Below are 21383 nucleotides of genomic sequence, written 5' to 3' on the forward strand. Positions count from 1 at the left end.
AGTTGGATGAGGGCGTTCGGAACTCTGGATCGAAGTACACCCTCACCCAGCTACGACTAGCGAACAAGTTCGCAAGTCTGCGCAACCGGCTATGGGTCGTTCGTACCTCCGATACGAACTTGGATTGCCGGGGCAATCCAACCCGACGCCCACTCACGGGAGAGGGAAAACTACCCCGCCATCACCCGCTTCACCACTTCCGGTTCGGCCCGGATCACCTTCAGATAGGCGCGGACCGCCGGCGGGGGCATGTGGCGGCCGATTTCATATTGGCGGATATTGGCGAGCGGGATGCCGTAGGTTTTGGAAAATTCCTCCTGCGTCATGCCGAGATCATAACGGAGCACCCGGATGAAGCGTCCCATATGTGCGCGCTCCAGACCGGCGACGCTGACGTCGAAGTCTTCCGGATCATTCGGATCAGCGGGGATTGCGATCATAGTCTCTTTGTTCCCGGCCATTGCTCCTCCTTACTGAAATCAATCTTGTTGCCGCGCCGCGCTCTACATAGATTGTGGTAAAAAGCTTGCCGTCAACCAGACCAATCGCCTTGTACCTGTCTTCGCCGTCGATAGGTCTGAAGGAAGGTAGAATCTCGACAAATGGATCATCAAAAATCCGCTGCCCGAACGACAGCGGCAGATGATGCTTTGCCCGGTTAATCGCATCCTTGCCTGGATCAAATTCGAATTCCATGCCGCAATATATGTGAAACACATAGTTATCACAAGCGATGCGCTGCGACAAGCCGTGACAGTTTCGGCCAGTTCTTTGCTCTTTCTCTCGTAAGGAAGAAGGATATGGAGCCTTGTCAGCTTGCTGGCCAGGCGGAGTTGGATGAGGGTGTTCCGCCGATGATGGGGCGCGCGAAATGTGCGGAGCGGTGCACCCTCATCCAGCTTCGGCTAAACTCGTTCCTCGTTAAGCCTGCGCGACCTTCTCCCTCGAGGGAGAAGGCAGATTCCTGCTTTCACCTGACAGTCGATTGGGTTAGGTCATTTATATGAGCTTCACACTGGACCGTTTCGATCTCGACGCTTTCGTCGCAGCCACGCTCACCGAAGACCTCGGGGCACCTTATGGGGAAGGGGGGCGCGATGTGACATCGGAAGCGGTCATTCCCCCCGATGCGATATTCTCCGGCGTGATGGACAGCCGCCATGATGCGGTGATCGCCGGCCTGCCGATTGCCGAGGCGTTTTTCCGCTATCTCGATCCCGATGTGGAGATCGAAATACTGGTCGGCGAAGGCGAGGCGGTTGCAGCAGGCACCGATATCATGCGGCTGAAGGGCAAGGGCGCGCGATGCTGACCGCGGAGCGCAGCGCGCTCAATACGGTGCAGCATTTGACCGGCATTGCCAGCATGACCAACGAATATGTCCGGAAGATCACAGGCACGGGCTGCACATTGCTCGACACGCGCAAGACGATACCGGGGCTACGCGTACTGGAGAAATATGCGACGCGGATGGGCGGGGCGCAGAATCACCGCATGGGCCTGTGGGACGCGGCGATGATCAAGGACAATCATGTCGCGGTCGCAGGGTCGGTTGGTGAAGCGGTGCGGCGCGCCAAGGAAGCGGGCGTCGAAAATATCATCTGCGAAGTCGACCGGGTCGACCAGATCGAGCCGGCGCTGGCGGCGGGAGCGACCCATTTGCTGCTCGACAATATGGAACCGGCGACCCTGCGCGGCGCGGTGACCTTGATCGGCGGACGTGTGGCGACCGAGGCGAGTGGCGGTGTGACGCTGGAGACTATTCGCGACAAGGCGGAGACGGGGGTGGATTATATTTCGGTGGGCAGGCTCACGCAGAGTGCGCCTGCGGCTGATATCGGGCTGGATTTTGAACAGGTATAGTAATCGTCATCCCGGCGAAGGCCGGGATCCAGGCCAATCGTCTGAGCTACGGAAAACTCCGGTTAGGCCCCAGCTTTCGCTGGGGCGACCATCGATTTTAATCCTGTTTTTGGCTATGGCCGCGACCCCCGCCCAAGCCCAATCCTACCAATGCAGCCCTCCATCCGGCCTCAGCGCCCCCGCCGAGCGCAAGCCGGCATCCGAACCGCGCCGTATCAAGCCGATCACCCGCTACACCTTGGCGCTCAGCTGGTCGCCGGAATATTGCAACAAGCGCAAGGACAGCCGCCGCGACAAGACGCAGTGCAGCGGAGAGGATGGCAGTTTTGGCTTCATTCTCCATGGCCTGTGGCCCGACGCCCGCGATCCCGCCTATCCGCAGTGGTGCGCGCCGACAAGGGCGCTGCCACCGGCTGTGGTGAAGCGCAATTTCTGCATGATGCCCTCGACCCGGATGATGGCGCATGAATGGGCGAAGCATGGCACCTGTATTACCAAGCGTCCGGAAACCTATTTCCGCGTCTCGCGGATCATGTTTGATGCGGTCCGCTTTCCCGACATGGACCGGCTGTCGCGCAAGCCGCTGACGGCAGGCCAGTTCCGCAACGCCTTTGCGGCGGCGAACGAGGGGCTTCGGCCCGATATGATACGGCTGAAAATCAACCAGCGCGGCTGGTTGCAGGAAGTGAAGCTCTGCCTCGGCAAGAGCTTCCGGCCGCAACGCTGTCCCGCCTATATGCGGCCGGCGAAAGACGATATGCCGCTCAAGATTTGGCGCGGGGGCTGATTTCCTTGTTCGCCCAGTCGGTCAGACTGGTCATGACTTTAGCCAGCTCCAGACCCTTGGCACTCAACTGATATCCGGCAGATTGATGCTCGATAATCCCCAACGCCTTCAGATCCCCGAGCCGGGCGTTGAGCGTTGTCGGGGACAGCATGTCGCAGGATTCTTGCAACGCGCGGAACGTAAATGGTCCGTTTCTCAGTTCCCACATGATCCGCAGAGTCCATCTTTTCCCAAGCGAATCCAGCAGGATCATGATGGGGCGATTGCTTTTCTTATTGCTCAATGTTGACACTCTCTTGACGCTACATAATTAGTAGCATATTGATGCTACAGAAAACATAGCAAGGAGTCGGGCCATGGGCAATATTCTTACCCCCGTCATGCCACCATATTCACCAGAGCTGACCGCCGTGATGCAACATTATCCGCGACAGGACGGCTATTTGCTGAAATTGTTTCGCGTGTTCGCAAACAGCGCGCGCTTTGCGAAAAAGGGCGTGCCCAATTTGCTTGATAAGGACAGTCCCTTACTTCTCCGCGAGCGTGAAATAGTCATTCTCCGGACGACCGCTAATAACGATTGCGAGTATGAATGGGGTGTCCATGTTGCGATCTTCGCAGGCGCAGCCGGATTTTCAGAAGCGCAGATTTCTGCCACTAAAACAGGAAAATGCGACGATCCGGCGTGGGATGACAAGGAAAAATCCCTGTTGGCATCGATTGATGATTTATGCCGCGCGGGAACCATAGCAGAGGAAAATCTTGCATCGTTTCAACGGTTTTGGTCCAAAGAAGAGCAGATGGAAATAATGGCGCTATGCGGAACTTACCATACCGTCAGTTTTGTCGCCAATGGCGCGAGGGTGGAGCTTGAAAATTTCGCGGCCCGTTTTCCCACTGCCTAAACGTCTAGCGTCCGTGTGCCGGGGTGATGCTTGTCGAGATGTTTGCGGATGATCTTCAAATTCTTGCTGTTCGAACGCCAGAAAAAGTCGAACACATCGCCGGCGAAAGGAATGGCACCGAGCGCCGTATCGATGCCGACATTGGCCGCCATGCGGGTCAGTTGCAGCTTGGACATGCCCAGATTGCGCGCTTCCCAGACAATATAGGCACCCATGAGGGCGGTGACGATGTCACCGACCACAGGGACCAGTCCGACGATGGAATCGACGCCGATCGGGCGATTGATGCCAGGGATCACGAAGGCGCGCTCCAGCACCTTCTCCATCGCCTCGACGCGGGTTCGGACCGCTTGCGGATCGCGGCTGACGTCGGGCAATTGCTCGGCGAGACGTTTTAACTGTTCTTCGGAAATGGCCATGCGACCTCCCTGTCATATACTAGTGATACAGTCAGGATATGGGTATGCCGACCAGCGGATTCAATGGATGCCAGCCGCGCGGGTTGACGGCAAAGCCACGCTGTCCCTGCCGGGCGATGGACCAGCGGATCGGAACCGCGATCGGAATGAAATTATAATGGTCGATCAGTATGATCTCGATCTCGGCATAGAGACGGGCTTTGATCTGCAAATTGGTTGCTGCATCCGCTTCGGCGATCCTCGAATCGGCGTCGTTCAGACAAACCGTCGTTTTCATGCAGGTGAATTGCTTTAAAAACCACTGGGCGCTGTCATAGGGGGCGATCTCGTCGAGCAGCTGGACATCGGCCCTCTGGTTCAGTGCGACTTTCCGTGCGTCCAGCCCCACGCGCCGGAGATCGGACTGGATACGCTTGAACAATATATCGGCGCCCGCGGCATCGGGTAGCGCGATGGCCAGCGGCATGACCGGCCCTTCGGATGCTTTCCACCGACTGACATGGTTTCTGGCAAAGACTATCCGGTCCTGCATGGTCATAGCGGCCCAGTCGGGATAAGCGTTGATGCCTTCGACATCGAGCGCCTCGGGGATGATCTTGAGCCGGCTCTGCCAGGCGCTGACGCCGGGAAAGGAAGTCAGCAGGGCCGGGCGATTGATCGCCATAGCCAATATTTCCCGGTTGCCGGGAACCGCCCAGAACCCATTGGCCCGAATGAATCGCAGTCCGAACAGACCGGCAACCGGATCGAGCCGCAGGTCGCCGCTGCTGATATCCGCCGCATCGACGAGCGGAAGATGATGATATTTGCCGTTCAGCACGACCTGCGCGCCACCCGCCCGGTAGCGGGCGATGGCGGTTGCGGCGGGTTCACTGCGCAGCGACACCCAGCGCTCGTCTTCTTCCTCCCCGTCCTTTTCTTCCTGCGATGGTTCTTCAAACTGTGTCAGTTTGATGCCATTGTCTTCGCTCAGCAGGCGCATTGGGCCAGCGCCATGCCCGGCCCGGAACAGTCCCATTTCCGGCTGGGCGAGCAGCTGGAGAAAATTGGGATGCGGCGCATCGAGCTTGATCTCGATCACCCGGCCTGTCATCGACACCACTTCGTCGACCACCGAAACATCATGTTGCAGGCGACTGTTGCGCAATTCGACAAAGCGTTCGCGCAGTAGGCGTGCAACCCGCTCGGCGGTGATCTCCCTGCCGTCGTCCCATCTGGCGTCGAACAGGCGGAAAATATAGCTCAGCCCGTCGTCGGAAACGATCCAGCGTGCAGCTAGCGCGGGTACCACCCGGCCCTCTTCATCAAGCCCGACCAGTCCCTTGGCAATCGAAGCGCGCATCGTTGCGGAGGCAAAATTCAGTCGCGTCCCGATCGGATTGATCCGCGTTTCGCCATCTTCGACCACGGTGACTCTCACCTGATCCTCATCTCCGGCAAAGCCGCAGGCGCCGAGCATCGTTACGGCGAAAGCCGCAAAAATGCTGTTACGCCGGAATGTCGAACGGAAATTCATCATGGCCTTATACGCAAAGTGCGGCTGGGATGCACATTGGAAAAATTATCTTTCCATCCCGCAATCCGCTCCGCCACGAGGCTGCGGGTGACATAGAAATAGAGCGGCAATACAGGCATGTCGGTAATCAGGATCGCTTCGGCCTGTTGCGTCAATGTCCGGCGTCGGGCCGGGTCCGGTTCGGCGACAGCAAGCGCGAGCAGCCGGTCATAATCGGGATTGTCGTAGCCTGAATAATTGCCCGCGCCATTGGCCTGCTGGTGAACCTGCAGGAAATTTTCCGGTGTCGGAAGGTCAGCAATCCAGCCGGAGCGGGCGAGCGAGAATTCATGGCGGCGCAGCGCGGCGAAATGGAGGGCGGCCTCGCTGTTGAACAGGCTGGCTTCGACGCCAAGCGGCTGCCACATGGCGGCCAGTGCGACGGCAACCCGGCGATGTTCGGCGGAGCTGTTGAAGCGGATTTCGAAGCGCAGCGGATGGCCCGCGTCAAATCCCGCCGCCTCGAGCAATGCACGCGCTTCCCGCAATCTCTTCTCCCGCGGCCAGTCTGCCCATTCGGGCCTAGCCGCTTGCGCGCCGACCAGTCCTGGTGGCAGCAATCCCCATGCGGGAATATTTCCGATGCCGATGACCTCCTCGGCAATCCACTCCCGCTCCACCGCCATGGACAGCGCGGTTCGCACCCTGCGGTCGTCAAAGGGCGGCGCGCGAGTGTTGAAAGCGAAATAATAGCTGCCCAGATAGGGCACGCTGTGGGCGGCGGCGGGATGATGTTCTTTCAGCCATTGATGGCGGCTTGCGGGGTAATCCGCCGCAATATCCGCGCCGCCGGAGAGGAACAGGCGCATCGCGGACAGGCTGTCATCCATCGGCTTCCAGATGATTGTCGCTGTGGGTGCCGCTTCGTCATGCCAGGCAGGATTGCGCTCCAGCCGGGCATGGTCATTCAGCTTCCATTCGGACAGTTGATAAGGTCCACTGGCGACCATCGGACGGTCCGCTGTCCACTGGTCGCCGGCTTCCTTGATCCGGTGGAGCGGCAGCGCCGCCATGGCCGGATGGGCCAACAGCGCCGGCAGCGCCGGATCGGGAGCGGCGAGCGATACGATCACCAGATTGCTGTCCGGCGCCTCGATAGCGAGTATATTGCCAAACAGGGCCTGGGCAGGCGCCGCCGTTTCCGGCGCACGCAGGCGGCGCAGCAGGGCAGGGAAGAGCGAGGCATCAAAGGCAGTGCCATCGGAAAAGCGCAAATTGTCCCGCAGGGTGAAGGCCCAGGTCAGACCATCGGCGGCAATTTGCCAGCTTTCTGCCAATCCCGGCTCCGCCGCACCGTCGGCAACCAGACGGGTCAGACCCTCGAACTGGTCCGCAGCAACCCGGAGCGAGGACAAGTCGGATATTTTTGCGGGTCGAGGCCCTTGATCTCCGAATCGGACAGGCGGACGATCTGCGCCGGTCCCGGCGTGGTATCTGCCACCGGTCTGCTATCGCAGGATATCAGCAACAGGCAGGTGCAGAGAAGAGCGATATAGCGCATGTTACCCGTCTAGATGTTTTGCCGGCTCGACAAAGCGGAACTCTTGTGCTTGTTCAATGCGCTTAGGAGAAATGCTGCATGACCGGCTTACATTATGATATTTCCACCATCGGCGATGTGGGGCCTGCTATTTCGGGGCTGTTGCCCGAAATTGCGGCGCGCGCTGAGGAAACCGAAAAGGCGCGGCGCCTGCCAGCCGATCTCGCGGCAAAGCTGGCTGGAGCAGGGGCCTTCAATCTGTCCAAGCCGGCTACGCTGGGCGGGCTGGAGCTGGAGCCGCTCGACTTCATGAAAATCGTTGCCACGGTTGCCGAAGCAGATGCCAGCGCCGGCTGGTGCGTGATGATCGCGGTGACCTCGACGCTTGGCGCGGCCTATATGGGCGAGCCGGTGGCGCAGGAAATATTCGGGGCTGATGATGTCATCACCGGCGGTGTTTTCGCGCCGATGGGCAGGGCCGAGGACATGGGCGACCATTATCTGCTTAGCGGCCAGTGGCAATGGGGTTCCGGCTCCGCCAATTGCTCCTGGCTGGGCGGCGGGGCGATGATCTTCAAGGATGGCGAGCTGCAGAAATTCGACAATGGTGCCCCCTATCACCGGATGCTGTTCTTTCCGGCCAGTGATGTCTCCTTCATCGACAGCTGGCATGTCGCCGGATTGAAAGGCACGGGGTCGGGCGATTTCTCGGTAGAGAAGGTGCAGGTACCAAAGGATCGCAGCGTGTCTTTCGTGGGCGACCAGCCTCGCAATCCCGGTGCCCTGTACAAGTTTCCGCTTTTCGGCCTGCTGGCGCTCGGGGTGTCTTCGGTCGCTCTCGGCAATGCCCGGGCCGCGCTGGAAGAAATCCGCACTATTGCGATCAATAAGAAAACGCCCGGTGGCGGGCGTTCGATGGCGCAGCGGGCCACCGTTCAGGTCGAACTGGCGCGGGCGACGGCGCTGCTGTCCGGTGCTTTCGGCTTTCTGGAAAATGCCATTGCCGAATGCTGGGCCGAAGCGCGGGGCAGCGATGAAATTTCCGTGAAGGGCCGGGCCAATTTGCGCCTTGCCTGTGCCCATGCCACGGAAATATCCGCAGAAGTCTGCAAGACCGCCTATACGCTCGGCGGCGGATCTGCGGTCTATTCGGACAACAGTCTGCAACGCCGCTTCCGCGATGCCCATGTCGCGACCCAGCATATAGCGACGGCTCCTGCCGTATTCGAACTCGCGGGCCGGATATTGCTGGATCAGCCCGCTGACATGGCAATGTTATAGGGATGGGGCAAAAGCCGGATATCTGCACCGTGCGACCGGCAAGGCCAATCGATTGTCAAAAACTGGTGCGGACGGCGGGACTCGAACCCGCACACCCATTTCGGATAGCAGATTTTAAGTCTGCTGCGTCTACCATTTCGCCACGTCCGCACCGGTAGGTCCGGCTCTTGCCGGAGCCTAGCGACAAGCATTATTGCGCGCGCGCGGTCAAGTGCGCAGACACAATATCTCGCATTATTTTTGGAAATCAGTTTTCGTTCAGCCGCTCGCGGATTTCCTTGCCGGGCTTGAAATAGGGCACTCTTTTGGCCGGAACTTCCACCGACTCTCCGGTGCGCGGGTTGCGACCGGTGCGCGGTTTGCGCTGACGGGTCGAAAAAGCGCCAAATCCGCGCAGTTCCACGCGCCCGCCTTCAGCCAGCTTCTGGCTGATCTGGTTGAAAAACAGGTCGACGATCTTTTCGATCTCATCCGGTTTCAGTTCCGGATTTTCTTCAGCCAGTTTTTCCAATAGTTCAGAACGTATCATCGGTGCGCCTTTCCGATTCCCGGTCGATCCAGTGAACTTCCTCGAAGGAAACTTTCGGAATCGGGCGGTCTGTCAGTTTCGAGACTCTTATTGATGCCAGAAATTATGTCTATTTTCAATGGTCTTGCCAACCTTGTCAGAAAATCGGTGTGAAATGGGACAGGGAAAAGAAAAAGCCCGCCCCGATCAGGGGGCGGGCCTTTCCGTAATAGCTATGCTGTGTTTGAAGAACTATTCTTCTTTCTTCTTCAGCGCGGCACCGAGGATGTCGCCGAGGCTTGCACCGGAATCGGTCGAACCGAACTGTTCCACAGCCTGCTTCTCTTCTGCCAGCTGATGGGCCTTGATCGAGAAGTTCGGCTTCTTCGAACGGTCGAAACCGGTGATCATGGCGTCGAGCTTCTGGCCTACCTGGAAACGGTCCGGACGCTGTTCGTCGCGGTCGCGGCCCAGATCGTTGCGCTTGATGAAGCCGGTTGCGCCATCGTCGCCCATCTGGACTTCGAGACCGCCGTCGCGGACTTCCAATACGGTGACGGTTGCCACAGCGCCTTTCTTGAGGCCGCCGGTGTCCGCGCCGCCCATGGCAGGTGCACCTTTTTCAAGCTGCTTCATGCCCAGCGAGATACGTTCCTTGTCGACATCGATGTCGAGAACGATTGCTTTGACCTGCTCACCCTTGTGGTGGAGGTTGAGCGCGTCTTCACCGGAAATGCCCCAAGCGATGTCGGACATGTGAACCATGCCGTCAACGTCGCCTTCGAGACCGATGAACAGACCGAATTCGGTCGCATTCTTGACTTCGCCTTCAACGGTGCTGCCAACCGGGTGCGTATCCGCAAAGTCGGTCCACGGGTTGGACTGAGCCTGTTTGAGGCCAAGCGAAATGCGACGCTTTTCGGTGTCGACTTCGAGAACGATAACTTCCACTTCCTGCGAGGTGGAAACGATCTTGCCCGGGTGGACGTTCTTCTTGGTCCAGCTCATTTCGGAAACATGGACAAGGCCTTCGATGCCTGGTTCCAGCTCCACGAACGCGCCATATTCGGTGATGTTGGTAACCGAACCGGTAAGCTTGGTGCCGACAGCATATTTCTCGGTTGCGCTATCCCATGGATCGCTTTCGAGCTGTTTCATGCCAAGCGAGATACGCTGGGTGTCCTTGTTGATCTTGATGATCTGGACTTTCAGCGTGTCGCCGATGTTGATCATCTCGTTCGGGTGGTTGACCCGCTTGTAGGATAGATCGGTAACATGGAGCAGACCGTCGATACCGCCGAGGTCAACGAACGCACCATAATCGGTGATATTCTTGACGACGCCTTCGGTAACCTGACCTTCAGCCAGCGACTCGATGAGACCGCTGCGCTGTTCGGCGCGGGTTTCTTCGAGAATGGCACGACGCGAAACAACGATATTGCCGCGCTTGCGATCCATCTTGAGGATCTGGAAAGGCTGGGCGATGTCCATAAGCGGAGTAACGTCGCGCACGGGGCGGACGTCGACCTGGCTGCCGGGCAGGAAGGCTACGGCGCCGTCGAGGTCAACCGTGAAGCCGCCTTTGACGCGACCGAAGATAATGCCTTCGACGCGATTGCCTTCGTCATATTCTTTTTCCAGCTTGTCCCAGCTTGCTTCGCGGCGGGCGCGATCGCGGGAAAGCATGGCTTCGCCGTTCACATTCTCGATGCGGTCGACATAGACTTCGACTTCGTCACCAATGGAAATGTCGGCTTTCTGACCAGGAGCGGCGAATTCGCGCAGCGCTACACGGCCTTCTGATTTCAATCCTACATCGATGACAGCCATGTCGTTTTCGATGCCGGTTACGGTGCCTTTGACGACGCGGCCTTCAAAGCCCTGATCTTCGCCACCGAGTGATTCGTTTAACATTGCCGCGAAATCGTCGCGGGTTGGGAATGCCGTTGAGGCCATATGGTTTATTCCTTGATAGTCAATTTTTCTGGCCAGGCGGTTGGTTCCGCCGGTCTTGGACCAAAATTGCCGCGGCCACCTCATGCGACCGCTGCATCCATCAGAAAACTGCCGATACTGGCTTATACGTGGGCAAGTGCAAATACCAAAAGCTGCGCCAAAGTCGTGCCGGTTCTTGTCCAGCCCGTCTTGCGCATCAACTGTCTGCTAGGCCGGTTCTTCTTTATCCCGGCCGCTTGTCCTCGCATTCACCAAGGCAATTGCCTGTTGAACGGCGGCGTCTATAGTCAAATTGGTGGTATCAAGCAAGTCTGCATCTTCCGCAGGCTTGAGCGGCGCTGTTGTGCGATTCTTGTCCCGATCGTCGCGCTTTAGAATGTCGGCCAGGATATCATCGAAATTGGCTGGCTCGCCGCGCCGCTTCATTTCCTCGAAACGCCTCACGGCGCGCGCTTCCGAAGAGGCGGTCACAAACAATTTTACGTCGGCATCGGGCGCGATGACCGTGCCGATATCGCGTCCATCCAGTACCGCCCCGGCAGGCTGATAGGCAAAATCCCGTTGCCGTTTGTCCAGCGCGCGCCGGACCTCCGGATGAATCGACACCCGGCTGGCCAGTCCACCCACCGTTTCGCTGCGCAATCCCGGATTGTCGAGCAAGGCACCGTCAACTGGCAAGCGGCCAGCGCGTCTCCGGGATTATCGGCGTTCCCGCCCTGTTCGCGGAGCGTCCAGCCGACCGCGCGATAAAGCAGGCCGGTGTCGAGAAAGGGCAGGGCGAAATGTTTCGCCAGCCGTTTTGAAATCGTGCCTTTCCCCGAGGCGGTGGGGCCATCGACAGCGATGATCATGAGCCTGAACCCGCACGGTTCCGGTACGCCTTCCAGAGACCGCCCACGGCAATGGAAATCCAGACCATTTCCAACAGAAATGATGCCAGATTGAAATATACCATGAGAGAGACGGTGAGCAAAAGGGCACCCAGCAGGTTGGTGCCGTTATAGATAAACGGGTTCACCGCGTCCGCATAGACATTATAACCATAGGCAAAAACGACAAGAATGCTGCCCGTAATTCCGATGACATTGGCGGTAAATCCGTCGATCATCAGGAGGCAAGCGTCATCATGAGGTCTTGAAATCCCGGGAAGCTGGTTTGCACAGGCGTAACATCGTCAATCGTCAATCCGGATTTGTCACCATAGCCGCGACGGCGAAGCTCATGGCGATACGGTGATCCAGTGCGGTTTCGATCGCCTGCCTGGCTTTCCCTCCGGATAACGGCTTGCCGCCGCTGCCGTCGATCAGCAGGCCATCATCCTTCTCCGTCAATTTTACGCCCAGCGCCTCAAGTCCCTTTGCCATTTGCGACAGGCGGTCGGACTCCTTGACCCGCAATTCGTGCAGGCCGCGGGTGGTGGTTTCGCCGCTGGCCAAGGCGGCAGCGACGAACAATATCGGGAACTCGTCGATCATGCTGGGGGCTATATCGGCCGGCACATCGATGCCCGAGAGAGAGCTGTGTTTTGCATGAATATCTGCGACCGGCTCACCGCCAACGGTGCGCTTTTTGAGGAAGCGTATATCGCCGCCCATTTGCTGTAATATGCCAAACAGACCAGCGCGCGTCGGGTTGATGCCGACATTTTCAATAATGATATCAGAGCCGGGGACGATCAGGGCCGCAACCACCATGAAGGCGGCAGATGAGGGGTCTCCCGGCACCTTGATCTTCTGTGGCTGCAGTTCCGCCTCGCCGGTGAGCGAAATGATCCGGCACCCGTCGGCGTCTGTCTCCACGCTGATGTCCGCGCCGAATCCCTTGAGCATTGTCTCGCTATGATCTCGGGTGAGTACAGGCTCGATGATCCGGGTGATGCCCGGCGTATTGAGGCCGGCCAGCAGAATCGCCGACTTGACCTGTGCAGAGGCGACCGGCAGGCGATATTCAATCGGAATGGCCGGGCAAAGACCGCGCACCGTCAACGGCAGGCAGGATTTGTGATCGGAAGTCTCGCGGGCCTGGATGTCCGCGCCCATCTCGGAGAGCGGATCGATCACTCGACCCATCGGCCGTTTCGAGAGGCTGGCATCACCGACAAAGGTCGCGGAAATTCCGTGGGAAGCGATCAGTCCCATCAGCAGACGGGTCGAGGTGCCGCTATTGCCCATGTCGAGCGCATTGCCGGGCTGCATCAATCCGCCGACACCGACGCCATATACCGTCCAGATGTCGTCCTTTTTCTCGATTCTGGCACCCATGGCTCGCAAGGCTGCTGCGGTGGCGAGAACATCCTCTCCTTCCAGCAGACCAGAGATCCGGCTTTTGCCGACGGCGAGCGCCGATAATATCAGCGCGCGATGTGATATGGATTTGTCACCGGGGACGGAAATCTTGCCGCTGAGCGGGCCAGACGGTTTGAACGTAACTGGCTGTGGAGTGTTGCTGGTCATGTCAGAGCTTTGTTAGCGGAACGCACGAATGATTCGTGCAGGAATATCAAACGGCTTTTGACAGCGCTGCAAAGCTATGGCAAGGCGCGCCGGATTTCGCGGCTGATTTAGGCAATACTTGACTCGGCGCATAGCAGACTTACCTATCAACGAATTGATTTAGACAGGATTTGGACACCAGCCATGGTTAAACCGGAATGGGGCACAAAACGCACATGCCCGAAATGTGGAACGCGCTTTTACGATCTGGGCAAGGAAGACCCGGCAACCTGTGTTGAATGCGGGGAAAGCTTCGTGCCGGAAGCGGTTCTGAAATCCAAGCAGCCTATGCCTTTCGAAGCGCCAAAGAAGGCCGTGAAGAAGGAAGAGGACGCGGTGGACGATGATGATTTGGACATCAACATCGACGATGACGAGCCATCCCCGGACAATGAAGTTGACCTTGGTGGTGACGACGATTTGGGCGTCAGCAAAGGCAAAGGTGACGACGAACCCGACGAAACCTAATTTTTGATTTGCATATTGGAGAGTGTCTGGATTAAAGGCGCTCTTCACATGGGGCCTTAGCTCAGCTGGGAGAGCGCTTCGCTGGCAGCGAAGAGGTCAGCGGTTCGATCCCGCTAGGCTCCACCATTTTCCTATATCTCCCATAACTGATCGTTTTTCTATACTGCAGGCGGAGAATTCCTGTGGTAACCCGGCGATACATGCAGGGCGCAGTGCGAGTGGTTTTAGCGACCGTGCGCTTCCATATGTTCGTCTCCCGGAGAATCGAACAGCGGCTCTCCCAGAATGAAACCGATGATATTCGGACTTCCGGTCTGGGTGAGAAGCGCTTTGCCCACGATCAGAAGGGGAACCGCGATCAACGCGCCCGCCAGACCCCAAATCCAGGTGAAATAGCTGATCGCCAGCAGGATCACGACCGGGTTCATGGAAAAGCGCCGGCCCAATATCGATGGCGTGACGAGATTGGCTTCGACAGCCTGCAGGCCGATATAGGCCAGAGTCGGGACTAGACCACCGCCCAGATCGCCGGTCGAGGCCGCGCCGAAACCGAAGAGCAGCACGGCCATCAGCATCGGCCCCAGATACGGGATGAAGTTCAATATGGCGGCCAGGCCACCCCACATCAGCGGTGATTCGATATCGAGCGCCCATGCGCCGAATGCGACGATCACGCCGACCGCGATATTGATCGAGGTTACGGCCCCGATATAGTGGGAAAGATCTCCGGTGATGCTGCGCCCCGCCCGCGCCGCTTTCAGACTGGACGCGAGGGTCGAGCGTTTCGATAATATGATCCGCTTCAGCCGCAGGCGGGATTCCAGCATGAAATAGACGAGCAACAGGACCAGCAGCAGTTCGAGGAGCACGGCGGGTGTTGCATAAGCGGCTTCTTCCATGACGGTCGGGCTCGCCAGGACCACTTCCCGGCCTCTGGTTTCGCCGATGGTGGACGAAAATTCCGTGCCCATTTGCGATACCGAAGCGGTGAACTGGCGGATATCGACCAGTCGCTCCTGCAATATATTGGTGATGTCGGGAAATCGCTCCGCCAGCTCGAGGGCCGGCTGCAGGATGAGCAGGAATGCGAAGGCAAGGAAGAACAAGAAGGTGAGGACGGACAAAAAGGCGGAAATCGGATTGGGTAGCCCCAGCTTTGTAAGTCCGCTGGTCAAGGGCAACAGCATCAGCATGATGACCATCGCGGCGAACAGGGGCCTGAAGAATACAGCGCCCGCTGACAATACGAAGGGCAACGCCAGAAACAGGCCCAGCGACAACAGAAAATGGTTGTCGACAATTGCCTTTTTGTCGGTGTCATATGGCCCGGCTGCTGTTCAGTCGAAGGCGTTGCACTGGCCTCCCGGCTGCTATGGTTCGTGTCATCCTCCAATATGCGCCGCGCCTTTCTGTGCAAATTTGTCTGCGCCCTTGGCGCATTTCGAGGCTACGACCGGATAGTCGATCTTCAGCGCCACTTCGGACCGCAGCGCCTGGGCTTCGGTTCTTTCGCATTCGCGCAGCGTTGCAAAGACGCGTTCGTCCCGGGCCATTTCCCGGCACATGCTCATGTCGTCCGAACATCCCATCAGGACGATAGCGTAGGCAAGGCTGCTGATCATAACTGGCTCCATCGACTTTCAATTGCTCTTGGATTGAAAACGCGGACATCAGCAAAAGGTTGCGCGGGAGCGGATCCATCATCTGTTTGGCAGAGAGGGGAGCCCGGCTTCGTTCCAATGAATATAGCAGGGAGATGCGCCCTTCACAGCCGTTGCCAATGGGGGGCATCGCTGTTAAACGCGCCCTCGCGCAGCGCCGGCTTCGCTGGAGCGGTTGCTTGCCGGCAAGACCCGCTCCCAAACCGGAATGAATGGATGCGCGGAGCAGGCAAAGGCGCAACCCGGACGGCAATCGCAGCCATTGCCGATTTTAGAAAGTTTCCGAACACCCGATGCCCAAAGTCCCGACCCATTATGACGCGATAATCCTTGGTGCCGGCGGTGCCGGTCTGATGTGTGCGGCGGACGCCGGACAGCGCGGTCGCAAGATATTGCTGATCGACCATGCCGACGAGCCGGGGAAGAAAATCCTGATCTCGGGCGGCGGACGCTGCAATTTCACCAATATTGGCACCGCACCCGACCGCTATCTGTCGCAAAACCGGCATTTCGCGAAATCCGCTTTGAGCCGCTATTCTGCCGCTGATTTTATTGCCTTGGTCGATCGCTATGGCATCGACTGGCACGAGAAGACATTGGGACAGCTGTTCTGTGACGGTTCGGCAAGGCAGATCGTCGATATGTTGCTCGCCGAATGCCCGAATGACATGGTTAGCCTTACTCTCGGGAAGTCCATTACCGGTGTCAGCCATGCCGATGGCCGCTATCGCGTCGAATATGGCGGAGAAACGGCTTTCGCGCCTTCGCTGGTTGTCGCGACCGGTGGTCCCTCGATCCCGAAGATGGGCGCGACGGGTTTTGCTTATGATCTGGCGCGGCAATTTGGCCTGAAAATTGTCGAGCCGCGACCGGCGCTGGTACCGCTGACTCTCGGCGGGGAAGAAACATTGTTCCGCGAGCTTTCCGGCGTGTCCACTCCGGTGATTGCACGATGTGGAAAAACCGCGTTCCGCGAGGCCGCCCTGTTCACCCATAAAGGTCTGTCCGGCCCCGCCATTCTGCAGATTTCCTCCTATTGGCAGCATGGCGAATCGGTCGACATTGATTTTCTGCCCGATTTGGCGGGCGACTGGCTCAGCCAGGCGAAGAAAACACTACCCCGGCTCTCGCTGAAAAAGGCGATCAACGCCCATCTGCCGGCACGGTTAACAGAGACGCTCGTCGAGCGGATCGCGCTGGAAGGGGAACTGGGCAATCTGACCGACAAAAGCTGGACGAGGCGGCGCGCCGCCTTTCCCACTGGCGCTTCATGCCCAACGGAACCGAAGGTTTTGCCAAGGCCGAAGTCACGGCCGGCGGGATCAGCACGGCTGAACTTTCGTCCAAAAATATGGAAGCTAGGCAAGTACCGGGTTTTTATGCTATTGGCGAAGCCGTTGATGTCACCGGCTGGCTCGGTGGCTATAATTTTCAGTGGGCTTGGGCGAGTGGCCATGCTGCCGGCAAGGCAATATGATCCCCAGCGCAGACCCTTTAATTACAACATAATCTTCATAAACCGCAGGCGACTGGCATTTCCGCGCGGCTTTCACTTTTGCCACGGAATACAGATATTATGCCTTTCTCGAAATTATCCCCGCTTCTCGCAGAGGCGCTTGCAGCGCACGAATATGTCAAGCCGACGCCGGTGCAGGCCGCTGTGCTTGAACCGGAAGCGGATGGCCGCGACCTGATCGTCTCCGCCCAGACCGGCTCCGGCAAGACCGTAGCTTTTGGCCTGGCGATGGCACCGCAATTGCTCGACGATAACGGGCGTTTCCCGTTTCTGGTAGAGCCGCTGGCGCTGGTCATTGCGCCAACCCGCGAACTCGCCTTGCAGGTGAGCCGCGAACTGACCTGGCTCTACCAGCCGGCAGGCGCGCAAATCGCGACTTGCGTCGGCGGTATGGATGCTTCGAAAGAGCGCCGGACCCTGCGTCGCGGCGCCCACGTCATTGTCGGCACACCGGGCCGGTTGCGCGACCATCTCGAACGCGGTGCGCTCGACCTGAAAAATCTTCGCGCCGCCGTGCTCGACGAAGCGGATGAAATGCTCGACATGGGCTTCCGCGAAGATCTCGAAGAAATTCTCGATGCGACCGGCGAACAGCGCCGGACACTGCTGTTTTCGGCAACCATACCAAAGCCGATCATCAATCTTGCCAAACGCTATCAGAACGACGCGCTGCGCATTTCCACTGTCGGCGAAGATCGCGGTCACGGTGATATTGCCTATCAGGCGATTACCGTTGCTCCGGCTGACACCGAAAATGCCGTGGTCAATCTGCTGCGTTTCCATGAGGCGGAATCGGCGATGCTGTTCTGCGCGACGCGCGAGGCGGTGCGTCGTCTGCACGCCAGTCTTGTCGATCGCGGTTTCAGTGCCGTGGCCTTGTCCGGCGAGCATACGCAGAGCGAACGAAATCAGGCGATGCAGGCTTTGCGCAGCAAGCGCGCCCGCGTCTGTGTGGCAACCGATGTCGCCGCGCGTGGCCTCGATCTCCCGACATTGAGCCTCGTTGTGCATGTCGACATGCCACGCGATGCCGAGACATTGCAGCATCGGTCCGGTCGTACCGGGCGTGCCGGCAAAAGGGTACGGCGGTCATCATCGTGCCTTACCAGCGGCGCAAGCGGGTGGAATCCATGCTGCGCGGCGCGAAAATCAACGCCGAGTGGAAAGATGCACCGACCCGTGCCGATATTCGCAAGAATGACGCCGAGCGGCTGATCGAGACCCTGTTGCAGCCCGTCGAGATTGACGAGGATGACCGGGAACTGGCGAAGCGCCTGATGGCGGAGAAGTCGCCGGAAGAAATCGCGGCGATGCTGGTACAGTCGCACCACGCGAAAATGCCGGCACCAGAGCAGATGCTCGATCGTGGTGCCCAGTCGCAACCCGCTCCTGGCGGTCCGCGTCCGGGATTTGAAGATACGGTCTGGTTCAAGATGAACGTCGGCCACAACCAGCGCGCGGACGCTCGCTGGCTGTTGCCGGTCCTGTGTCGCCGTGGTCATATCACCAAGAATGAAATCGGCGCGATCCGGATCAATGGTGATGATACATTGTTCGAAATCCCGCGCCGCGTCGTCGACAAGTTTACTGCCGCGATTGCCGAGAAAAGAGAATCCGGCGGGGATGATACCGACGATATCGTGATCACCCAGTTTGAAGGCAAACCACGTGATGAAGCCAAGCGCAACCGCAAGGGCGGGCGCGGTGACAATGCCGGAGGCAAGCGCGACTATAGCAACGCCAGCAAGAAATTTGGCGGCAAGAAATTCGGCAAGAATAAATTTGGTGACAAGAAATTCGGTGACAAGCCGAGCGGCGGCGGCAAGCCTTACCAGAAGCGCAAGCCGGACGGCGATGGCGGCTCTGAAGGCGGTGGTCCCAAGCGTGAATTTGGTGGCGGCTTCAAGAAGAAATCCGATTTCAAGGGCGATCGCAAATCCGGTCCTGGCGGCGGCAAAAAGCCGCATCGCGGGAAACGGCCGTTTGAAGGCGGAAAACCGGGCGGTCCCAAAGCCGACTGACCTGTTTCGTGACCGGTGCCCTTCAGATTCTGGTCGATGCGGATGCCTGCCCGATAAAGGATGAAATTTACCGGGTGGCGGACCGCCATGATGTGGCTGTGGTGATCGTCAGCAATAGCCCCTTCCGGGTGCCCAAGCACCCTCTGGTCAGCCGCGTGGTGGTCAGCGATGCCTTCGATGCGGCAGATGACTATATCGCCGAGCGCGCCGGCGCTCGTACGGTGGTCGTGACATCCGACATCCTGCTGGCCGACCGTTGTGTAAAGTCCGGAGCGGCGGTTGTCGCATCCAACGGCAAGCCGTTTACTGCCGATTCTATCGGAGCTGCTGTTGCAACGCGGGCGATCATGGCCGATCTGCGCGCCGGCATGGGCACCGAGAATATCGGTGGACCGCCACCGTTCAGCAAGGCGGATCGTTCCCGCTTCCTGTCGTCGCTCGATGAAATACTGGTGCGCCTGAAGCGGCTCGGCTAGTCGATCGTAACCTGGAAGGTCAACGCAAAGCTGCTGGCCGGCGCCAGTGACGCGGCGGTCGCCGTGATGGTCGATCCGGCAAGGGATGCGCCATAAGGGTCGCTTTCGTCGCCACCGGTCGCATTGTCATCCTCCACCGTTGTCGCGGATCCGCAGTTGCTTCCACTTCGCATCGATCCCGGATTGTAGGTGAAAGGACCGGAAAGGCTGTCGGTTGCGACAATAGAGTCCGCCGTCGCCGCGCCGCTGTTGCTGATCAGGATGCAATATTGCACGATGGCATCCGGGATGCGTTTCGGATTATCCGAGCCGTTTACCGGATCGCTGATGATCGAACTTATCTTGGTGACGCTGAGCGTCGTTGTTGGCCGGCAGAAAGTGATGTCGTGGATCGACATCGCCTGATTGCCCGACGAGGTTGGAGTGGTCGGCAGATGGTTGCCGTAGACGACGGTTACCGAATCGACCGGCGAGGTGAAAGTGACAACGACATTGCCGAATGGATCGGTTGCGCCTGACGCGCCGTCACCAATCACGCTATTGCCGCTGACATAATTGGCCGTGTTGTTCGACAAGGTCGGCAGCACGGTCGCGCCATTGTAGGTGCCGGTCACGGTGACCTTGTCAGTGAACTGGTTGGCCGCATAATCGATGTCGAAAATCTTGAACTGAAGGCCGGGAACGGCGGCTGGCAGCGTGAATGTGGTGGCGGAGCTGTGCGTTTCATTTCCGTTGTTCATGTAGAAATACAGCGCCCGGGTGCCGGAGGCACCGCCGCCGGTATTGCTGGTGGTTATTTCCGGGGTGCCATTGGTGAAGCCGTTCGGCGGCCGGGTGACGTCGAACAGGACATTGCCCAGACCAGCGACATTATAGGATTGGCTTAGTGACCCCGAAGGCGACCAGGACGTCGGAGACGCCCAGCTGAACTGGATCTGATTGCCAATGGAGCAGACGGATGTCAGCGGCGGTACATAGCCCGGCAAGCGACCGCCGGCGGTAAAGCTGACGCTGGCATAATCATCCTCGCTGGTTACCCCGTTATTCGGCGTCGAATCTGGATCATAAGCCGAAGACGAGCGGATTTGCGCGTTGTTGGTGATGGTCCCAGACGAGGCGGTTATGGTAACGCTCAATTCGATCGTGAATGTCTGTCCGGGCGCGATGGCGGTCCCCAGAGTCCAGATGCTGCCGCTATAGGTGCCGGTGCCCGACGTGCCGGTGAGCGAGACTCCCGAAGGCAGAATGTCGGTAACCGTTACTCCCGTTGCCGTCAGTTCTGACGTCGCCGCATTGGTCACGGACAATGTATATTTGCCTGTGTTGGTCGATGTCGCACCGAAACTCTTGGTCAGGGACAGATCGGCGGATGGCGCCGCTTGAGTGATATATAGATCGGCCCGGCGAAAGGATCCCGTATCGACGCCTTGCTGGTCGCAAATCTTCAATGTCCACGTACCAAAAGCATTTTCGCCGTCAAAAGCAGCAAGGCTGTCCTGAGCCGTTCTCCTGCTGGCATATACGGGTGTCAGGGAATCGTTGGACGTATGGGATGTGATGGAACCGTCATTGCCTTCATCGTCAAACCTGACATTGAGATTATTCGCGCTGCCACCGACATAGTCCATCAGCGTGACGACAGTGCCGCCGGGCGAGGTCAAGCTGATTTCCAGATCGCGCCGGTAGGTGTGATCCAGCAGAACGCCGATATCGACATCCCCGATGCTATAGCTCGTACCGACCGTAAAATAGCGGTTCACTGTGGCAGGACAGGCGTTGTCCGGGATTGCGATCGTGCTGGTGTTTGAATAAGTCGTAACCGTCTGCGCGTCGGCCTTGGCAACCGGGAACAGAGCCGTGGCGCACAGGCAAAATAATCCCCACACCAATGTGTGGATGATCAATCGGCTCTGGCCCCCGAAAGATTTCCCCAAAACATGGGCTTCCCCTATCGGGATAGGGCTAATTATTGGTTAACCACGGGGCATGGGCGCT

The 21383-nt window shown here is 58.5% G+C and carries 17 protein-coding genes, 2 tRNA genes and 5 pseudogenes; 9 read left to right on the forward strand and 15 right to left on the reverse strand.

Annotated elements, in window-relative coordinates; all coding sequences use genetic code 11:
* Positions 1 to 170 precede the first annotated feature (170 nt).
* Both C8024_RS10930 and C8024_RS10935 read right to left on the reverse strand, forming a co-directional pair.
* Positions 171 to 440 carry a DNA-binding transcriptional regulator gene (locus tag C8024_RS10930; protein WP_100093998.1) on the reverse strand — a complete coding sequence of 90 codons (270 nt, stop codon included), beginning with the start codon at positions 438 to 440 and terminating at the stop codon, positions 171 to 173.
* The gene (locus C8024_RS10935) at positions 421 to 747 is read right to left on the reverse strand and encodes a BrnT family toxin (protein WP_254305815.1); all 327 of its coding nucleotides are present in this window, start codon (positions 745 to 747) and stop codon (positions 421 to 423) included. Before C8024_RS10935 ends, C8024_RS10930 begins: the two co-directional genes overlap by 20 nt.
* Positions 748 to 1003: 256 nt before the next feature.
* Here C8024_RS10935 and nadC point away from each other — a divergent pair.
* Positions 1004 to 1863, forward strand: a pseudogene (gene nadC, locus C8024_RS10940) (carboxylating nicotinate-nucleotide diphosphorylase).
* A gap of 115 nt (positions 1864 to 1978) precedes the next feature.
* Positions 1979 to 2650, forward strand: coding sequence for a ribonuclease T (locus C8024_RS10945; protein ID WP_173205032.1), 672 nt, complete (start codon positions 1979 to 1981; stop codon positions 2648 to 2650).
* Here the strand turns inward: C8024_RS10945 and C8024_RS10950 are convergent.
* Complete coding sequence (locus C8024_RS10950; RefSeq protein ID WP_100094002.1) at positions 2628 to 2903, reverse strand: helix-turn-helix domain-containing protein; 276 nt, start codon at positions 2901 to 2903, stop codon at positions 2628 to 2630. The two genes, C8024_RS10945 and C8024_RS10950, sit on opposite strands and share 23 nt — an antisense overlap.
* A gap of 103 nt (positions 2904 to 3006) precedes the next feature.
* Between C8024_RS10950 and C8024_RS10955 the strand changes: the two genes are divergently transcribed.
* On the forward strand, positions 3007 to 3555 hold the full coding sequence (locus C8024_RS10955) for a carboxymuconolactone decarboxylase family protein (RefSeq protein WP_173205035.1): 549 nt from the start codon (positions 3007 to 3009) through the stop codon (positions 3553 to 3555).
* On the opposite strand, the gene C8024_RS10960 is transcribed toward C8024_RS10955, so the two are convergent.
* From C8024_RS10960 to C8024_RS10970, 3 genes are read right to left on the reverse strand one after another with little or no spacing between them, the layout of a single operon-like run.
* Complete coding sequence (locus C8024_RS10960; protein WP_100094004.1) at positions 3552 to 3974, reverse strand: DUF4112 domain-containing protein; 423 nt, start codon at positions 3972 to 3974, stop codon at positions 3552 to 3554. The two genes, C8024_RS10955 and C8024_RS10960, sit on opposite strands and share 4 nt — an antisense overlap.
* Before the next feature lie 31 nt (positions 3975 to 4005).
* Positions 4006 to 5490: an ABC transporter substrate-binding protein gene (locus C8024_RS10965; RefSeq protein WP_217272152.1), complete on the reverse strand. Its 1485-nt coding sequence runs from the start codon at positions 5488 to 5490 to the stop codon at positions 4006 to 4008.
* Positions 5490 to 6884, reverse strand: a complete 1395-nt coding sequence (locus C8024_RS10970) for an ABC transporter substrate-binding protein (protein WP_254305816.1) — start codon at positions 6882 to 6884, stop codon at positions 5490 to 5492. Before C8024_RS10970 ends, C8024_RS10965 begins: the two co-directional genes overlap by 1 nt.
* A gap of 224 nt (positions 6885 to 7108) precedes the next feature.
* Here C8024_RS10970 and C8024_RS10975 point away from each other — a divergent pair, with 224 nt between their 5' ends.
* Complete coding sequence (locus tag C8024_RS10975) at positions 7109 to 8290, forward strand: acyl-CoA dehydrogenase family protein (protein ID WP_173205040.1); 1182 nt, start codon at positions 7109 to 7111, stop codon at positions 8288 to 8290.
* Positions 8291 to 8353: 63 nt separating this feature from the next.
* Here the strand turns inward: C8024_RS10975 and C8024_RS10980 are convergent.
* The 6 genes and pseudogenes from C8024_RS10980 to aroA form a co-directional block, all read right to left on the reverse strand.
* Positions 8354 to 8440, reverse strand: a tRNA-Leu gene (locus C8024_RS10980).
* Positions 8441 to 8537: 97 nt separating this feature from the next.
* Positions 8538 to 8819: an integration host factor subunit beta gene (locus C8024_RS10985; RefSeq protein ID WP_100094008.1), complete on the reverse strand. Its 282-nt coding sequence runs from the start codon at positions 8817 to 8819 to the stop codon at positions 8538 to 8540.
* 231 nt (positions 8820 to 9050) lie between these two features.
* A complete protein-coding gene (rpsA, locus tag C8024_RS10990; RefSeq protein WP_100095581.1) occupies positions 9051 to 10754 on the reverse strand; it encodes a 30S ribosomal protein S1 in 1704 nt (567 codons plus the stop codon).
* 207 nt (positions 10755 to 10961) lie between these two features.
* Positions 10962 to 11605, reverse strand: a pseudogene (locus C8024_RS10995) (d(CMP) kinase).
* Positions 11602 to 11862 carry a permease gene (locus tag C8024_RS11000; protein WP_100094010.1) on the reverse strand — a complete coding sequence of 87 codons (261 nt, stop codon included), beginning with the start codon at positions 11860 to 11862 and terminating at the stop codon, positions 11602 to 11604. The pseudogene C8024_RS10995 and the gene C8024_RS11000 overlap by 4 nt, the downstream one beginning before the upstream one ends.
* Positions 11862 to 13207 (reverse strand): annotated as a pseudogene (gene aroA / locus C8024_RS11005) (3-phosphoshikimate 1-carboxyvinyltransferase). Before aroA ends, C8024_RS11000 begins: the two are co-directional and overlap by 1 nt.
* Before the next feature lie 183 nt (positions 13208 to 13390).
* Between aroA and C8024_RS11010 the strand changes: the two are divergent.
* Positions 13391 to 13714, forward strand: coding sequence for a TIGR02300 family protein (locus tag C8024_RS11010; RefSeq protein WP_100094012.1), 324 nt, complete (start codon positions 13391 to 13393; stop codon positions 13712 to 13714).
* Positions 13715 to 13764: 50 nt separating this feature from the next.
* Positions 13765 to 13840 (forward strand) — tRNA-Ala (locus C8024_RS11015).
* Between the two features lie 98 nt (positions 13841 to 13938).
* Here the strand turns inward: C8024_RS11015 and C8024_RS11020 are convergent.
* Both C8024_RS11020 and C8024_RS11025 read right to left on the reverse strand, forming a co-directional pair.
* The gene (locus C8024_RS11020) at positions 13939 to 14994 is read right to left on the reverse strand and encodes an AI-2E family transporter (RefSeq protein WP_173205043.1); all 1056 of its coding nucleotides are present in this window, start codon (positions 14992 to 14994) and stop codon (positions 13939 to 13941) included.
* A gap of 102 nt (positions 14995 to 15096) precedes the next feature.
* Positions 15097 to 15336, reverse strand: a complete 240-nt coding sequence (locus tag C8024_RS11025; RefSeq protein ID WP_100094014.1) for a hypothetical protein — start codon at positions 15334 to 15336, stop codon at positions 15097 to 15099.
* Positions 15337 to 15728: 392 nt separating this feature from the next.
* Here C8024_RS11025 and C8024_RS11030 point away from each other — a divergent pair.
* From C8024_RS11030 to C8024_RS11040, 3 genes and pseudogenes are all read left to right on the forward strand, one after another.
* Positions 15729 to 16783, forward strand: a pseudogene (locus tag C8024_RS11030) (NAD(P)/FAD-dependent oxidoreductase); the annotation flags it as partial.
* A gap of 168 nt (positions 16784 to 16951) precedes the next feature.
* Positions 16952 to 18489 (forward strand): annotated as a pseudogene (locus C8024_RS11035) (DEAD/DEAH box helicase); the annotation flags it as partial.
* Positions 18490 to 18920: 431 nt separating this feature from the next.
* Complete coding sequence (locus tag C8024_RS11040) at positions 18921 to 19388, forward strand: YaiI/YqxD family protein (RefSeq protein WP_173205046.1); 468 nt, start codon at positions 18921 to 18923, stop codon at positions 19386 to 19388.
* Here C8024_RS11040 and C8024_RS11045 read toward each other — a convergent pair.
* The gene (locus C8024_RS11045; protein WP_173205049.1) at positions 19385 to 21274 is read right to left on the reverse strand and encodes a proprotein convertase P-domain-containing protein; all 1890 of its coding nucleotides are present in this window, start codon (positions 21272 to 21274) and stop codon (positions 19385 to 19387) included. The genes C8024_RS11040 and C8024_RS11045 overlap by 4 nt on opposite strands.
* Between the last annotated feature and the right edge of the window lie 109 nt (positions 21275 to 21383).

Source organism: Sphingopyxis sp. BSNA05 (assembly GCF_013265645.1).
In the GTDB taxonomy this organism is placed as follows: Bacteria; Pseudomonadota; Alphaproteobacteria; order Sphingomonadales; family Sphingomonadaceae; genus Parasphingorhabdus.

Excerpts from the sequence above, each read along its gene's own strand:
- C8024_RS10930 (WP_100093998.1), bottom strand. The coding sequence starts at position 440 with ATGATCGCAATCCCCGCTGATCCGAATGATCCGGAAGACTTCGACGTC.
- C8024_RS10945 (WP_173205032.1), top strand. The coding sequence starts at position 1,979 with ATGGCCGCGACCCCCGCCCAAGCCCAATCCTACCAATGCAGCCCTCCA.
- C8024_RS10950 (WP_100094002.1), bottom strand. The coding sequence starts at position 2,903 with ATGATCCTGCTGGATTCGCTTGGGAAAAGATGGACTCTGCGGATCATG.
- C8024_RS10955 (WP_173205035.1), top strand. The coding sequence starts at position 3,007 with ATGGGCAATATTCTTACCCCCGTCATGCCACCATATTCACCAGAGCTG.
- C8024_RS10960 (WP_100094004.1), bottom strand. The coding sequence starts at position 3,974 with ATGGCCATTTCCGAAGAACAGTTAAAACGTCTCGCCGAGCAATTGCCC.
- C8024_RS10965 (WP_217272152.1), bottom strand. The coding sequence starts at position 5,490 with ATGAATTTCCGTTCGACATTCCGGCGTAACAGCATTTTTGCGGCTTTC.
- C8024_RS10975 (WP_173205040.1), top strand. The coding sequence starts at position 7,109 with ATGACCGGCTTACATTATGATATTTCCACCATCGGCGATGTGGGGCCT.
- C8024_RS10985 (WP_100094008.1), bottom strand. The coding sequence starts at position 8,819 with ATGATACGTTCTGAACTATTGGAAAAACTGGCTGAAGAAAATCCGGAA.
- rpsA (WP_100095581.1), bottom strand. The coding sequence starts at position 10,754 with ATGGCCTCAACGGCATTCCCAACCCGCGACGATTTCGCGGCAATGTTA.
- C8024_RS11000 (WP_100094010.1), bottom strand. The coding sequence starts at position 11,862 with ATGATCGACGGATTTACCGCCAATGTCATCGGAATTACGGGCAGCATT.
- C8024_RS11010 (WP_100094012.1), top strand. The coding sequence starts at position 13,391 with ATGGTTAAACCGGAATGGGGCACAAAACGCACATGCCCGAAATGTGGA.
- C8024_RS11025 (WP_100094014.1), bottom strand. The coding sequence starts at position 15,336 with ATGATCAGCAGCCTTGCCTACGCTATCGTCCTGATGGGATGTTCGGAC.